Source organism: Xenorhabdus entomophaga (assembly GCF_037996725.1).
Classification (GTDB): domain Bacteria; phylum Pseudomonadota; class Gammaproteobacteria; order Enterobacterales; family Enterobacteriaceae; genus Xenorhabdus; species Xenorhabdus khoisanae.
This window is the reverse complement of sequence record NZ_JBBMXH010000188.1, coordinates 1-3,766: the sequence shown is the minus strand read 5'-3', so window position 1 is coordinate 3,766 and position 3,766 is coordinate 1. Positions and strand designations below refer to the sequence as shown.

Below are 3,766 nucleotides of genomic sequence, written 5' to 3'. Positions count from 1 at the left end.
AAAACCTCGGTTTGGTAGAAACCCAAAAATTGGCGGCTGGGGCATGGTCAAAATCTATTGTTGGTCGGGTGAACAGTAGAGGGACATTTGCAAGCTGTAATAAACCCGGGACGTATCTCATTGCTATTGATGATTCTACAACTGTATCAGATTTTCCCAAAGTAAACGGTGTGCCAATTTATAGTTATGGCATGATGATTGTTACAGTAGGCGATCCATGTATTTCACAATTATATCTGTCACATCGCGGACATGTTGCTGTTCGGCAATCATGGAATTCAGGTGAAGAGTATCAAGAGTGGTTTGTTCAATATAGTTCCGCAAACAAGCCATCTGCAAACGATATTGGTGCGTTGCCTATCACTGGCGGGAAATTAAATGGAGCAATACAAGCTTCTGGCGTTGTAGCATCTCAAGGGGATGGAAGACAACATCTTGCACTGACTGATGATGATGGAAGACCACGAGCATGGATATATAAAGACAAAGGTGGTGATGGGATACACATAAATAATGGATACGATGGTGGTGGGGAATGGATTTTAAATAAAAATGGGGGCATATATTGCCCTGGTACAATAAGTTCTTATTTAGAACACACTATTAGACATGCTGGTTATGGCAGAATTAATTTTGTCCATCAAAACACTGGAGACTATATATTCTTAGAAACTACTAAGGATGGAAAAGGTATATATTTTGTCCAGCGAAATAAAAGTAACCAAAATCAATGGGTTTTAACTTTTCCTCAAAAGATGGGTGTTGTTGCTACAACTGATGATGTTGCTAATATTAGTAATATTCCTGTTGGTGTGCCTTTACCATGGCCACAAAATAAGCCACCTGCAGGGTATTTAATTTGTAATGGAGATCGTTTTGATAAAGCTAAATACCCTCAATTAGCATTAGCGTATCCATCCGGAGTACTACCTGATCTGCGAGGTGAATTTATTCGTGGCTTGGATGCAGGGCGTAATGTTGATTCAGGTAGGCAGGTACTATCGTGGCAAGGAGATGAATTTAAATCTCATAACCATGAATTTGAAGCCATAAGGAACGAGACGGGTAATTCAGTATGGGGAGACTTTTTTGGAACAGGTTCTGACCATGGAAGAAGAAAATATCCTGTCAGTAATAGTGGTGGTAAAGAAACTCGTCCCCGTAACGTCGCATTTTTATATATAGTTAGAGCTGCTTAAATAAAGTTTATTTATAAAAATATCATATTGATAACGTAGAATCCTCTGGGAGTGAAACTACCCCAGAGGATTAAATAGATTTTTTTAAATTAATGTGATAGACCTTCCTATTGGATAAGTATTACTCCAGCGTAATTTATAGTCTCGTGATGGTCTACCAAACGAAAATCTAACATTTTTGAACTCATTTTCTGATTTATATATATTGCTCCATATCAATAGCGAACCAATGGAAAATTTAGATAACTCATCCGAACAATCCATACCAGCTTGGATAAATTCAATATTTATATATTCATGAAATTTAGTTTTTGATATAAAATGAAATGCGCAAGGTTTATCTTTGAAAAACATTACATTCCCAAAAATTATTGGTTTTATTAATTGAATGAATTCAAAAATTGTTTCTTTATCTAAATTAAAACTTCCCCATCGCTTCTCGACTAATTGTGCATAAAATTTTGCCAATTCACTAGCGCTGAATTGAGTAACATCTATAATTTCGCCTCCTGCTTTTATAAAATTATTTAGTCTTTGTTTATACTTTTTGTTAGATTTGCTTGTTTGTGGTTTAGCCAAACATAATTTTCTATTTGCATTTAATTTAAATGTTGAGTTAATTATATTGTCAGAATTTAAAGGAGATATGAATTTTGATTTTACAGGTAAAAGAAAACGTGCGTCTTTGCTAGTAGATATAATTAACTCATCGTTTGGTACAACGATAGATATTTTATCTGATAATGGGCAAGAAGGATCATTAGCTAAGTATTTATTGTTCCAGATGCAAATTGCGGCATCAACTTCATGAGAGCGATTTCTATTTATAAAGTATCTTTCTTTGCAATTATTTCTTTCGTGAATGAATTTTAGAACATTAGGGTGAGTAGCCAAATTACCACCAAAAGAAAAATAAGTTTTTTCGTATTCAGCGAAATCTGTTTCTTTCCACCCTAATAGTTTGTTTTTAATATCTAAAGTAGCCATGTGAAGGTTTAATAATGTAATTTGTGTGATGATGTATTTTACATCTTTTTTGAGGGGTTCGCTATGGAGGTGGCTCAATTTGGTGAATTATTTCTCACTCTATAGATTAAGAATGGTAAGTAAGTTGTTAATTTTATTGATTTAGTTAAAAAATAATAAGAAAATTTTAAAATCATAAGAACTATAAAGGCATAGTTTATTTACATAGTCTCTAAGCTAGAGAAAGTAACTATACCTAAAAGCTGAATATTCAGCTTTTAGGCGCACTGTGAATTTATCTTTTTTTTATTTTAAGTGTTCTTACTCAAAATAAAATTAGAATTAACATCATTATGAGATTCTATACCATCCCATTAACATAATATATGAGTTAGTAATATTTATAGCTGAACTACTGCCAGTATTTCCCGTTGTTCCTGAAACAGAGTGAGTATGTGCTCCTATGTGTACTGTATGGGTATGAGCACCTTCAGTACTGGTTTTATATTTATAATTATCGTAATCAGTTTCAGCAGAACCTGTATTACCTCTCGTATTATCATAAATTCCGTATCGTGCATCATTGATATATGCTTCTCCCCAACCACTATCGTGGAAATGGCTTCCATTAGAATTAGTACTTTTAGCTCCATAATCAAAACTACTAGTAGTAGCATTGAATGAATGATTATGTGATGGTATTTGTGCGCCCGTGAGTGTTATTGAATCATTTCCACCGACAGAAAGCACATTGGAACCATTTTGATTAGCTAAACGAACTGTTTTATTTTCACCAATATATTTCCATTGTGTTTTAGGAAAAAGATCATTCGGATTTTTATTCTGAGCAAACCATACAACTACGCCTACAGGATACAGGATATTTACCAGATCATATGCATAAGGTGTTACTACATCATCGTAATCTTTTCCTAATAGCGGGTCATTAATAGCGTAAGATTTAGCTGTCCACTTGATTTCAAAGTTATTATTGGATTCCAAGGCACTATTGATTTCAACTTCACCCTCCTCACGAGAATAACGAATTCCGGAAAAATTACTGGTCACATGGTAGGTCAAGCCCCCCCGTAAATAACAGCCGTTATTCCTTTTACATTCGACAATATCACCGGACTTTACCCCTTGGTAAAGCGGGTACTTACCATCAATCGGCCTTGCTATACACATCATGCCATGACGAATATTTTTGACGGTATTGCGGTAGGTTTGGCTAACCCGTTTAATATTCAGGTATTGGGCATCGCCTCCCCAAGGGACATCTCCTCCTTCAATCTGCAATGACAGTCCGGCAAGATGGGTTACTCCCTTACCAAATGGCTCTTTTTCCCTGTCCTCTGCATACCAGCGATGAATCGTTAACCATGAATTCGCTCCATCATTAGACGGAAACTGCCACCATACCGGATAATAGCGATCACTGCTTAATCCGGTCAGGTTAATGGTCATGTTAAAACGCGGCTCTCCCTGAACATCTTCGGCATTCAGGGTCACATCCCCCGTTAACGCCTTGCCATTTACTTTCCGTGCATTCGGCACTGCATTTTCTGCCAGTTCCTTAGTTCCCACCAAACCGAGGTTTT

At 36.1% G+C, this 3,766-nt stretch carries 3 protein-coding genes; 1 reads left to right on the top strand and 2 read right to left on the bottom strand.

The genetic code is table 11. The features are described 5' to 3' along the window. Positions 1–191 precede the first annotated feature (191 nt). On the top strand, positions 192–1,199 hold the full coding sequence (locus AAC854_RS21670; protein ID WP_340618904.1) for a phage tail protein: 1,008 nt from the start codon (positions 192–194) through the stop codon (positions 1,197–1,199). Between the two features lie 84 nt (positions 1,200–1,283). On the opposite strand, the gene AAC854_RS21665 is transcribed toward AAC854_RS21670, so the two are convergent. Together AAC854_RS21665 and AAC854_RS21660 are read right to left on the bottom strand one after the other, a co-directional pair. Then, on the bottom strand, positions 1,284–2,186 hold the full coding sequence (locus tag AAC854_RS21665) for a GNAT family protein (protein ID WP_340618903.1): 903 nt from the start codon (positions 2,184–2,186) through the stop codon (positions 1,284–1,286). A gap of 330 nt (positions 2,187–2,516) precedes the next feature. Next, on the bottom strand, positions 2,517–3,632 hold the full coding sequence (locus AAC854_RS21660) for a phage baseplate protein (RefSeq protein ID WP_422824120.1): 1,116 nt from the start codon (positions 3,630–3,632) through the stop codon (positions 2,517–2,519). Positions 3,633–3,766 lie beyond the last annotated feature (134 nt).

Bases quoted from the DNA above. Each gene is read 5' to 3' on its own strand.
- AAC854_RS21670 (WP_340618904.1), top strand. From the start codon at position 192: ATGATGATTGTTACAGTAGGCGATCCATGTATTTCACAATTATATCTG.
- AAC854_RS21665 (WP_340618903.1), bottom strand. From the start codon at position 2,186: ATGGCTACTTTAGATATTAAAAACAAACTATTAGGGTGGAAAGAAACA.
- AAC854_RS21660 (WP_422824120.1), bottom strand. From the start codon at position 3,632: ATGACCATTAACCTGACCGGATTAAGCAGTGATCGCTATTATCCGGTA.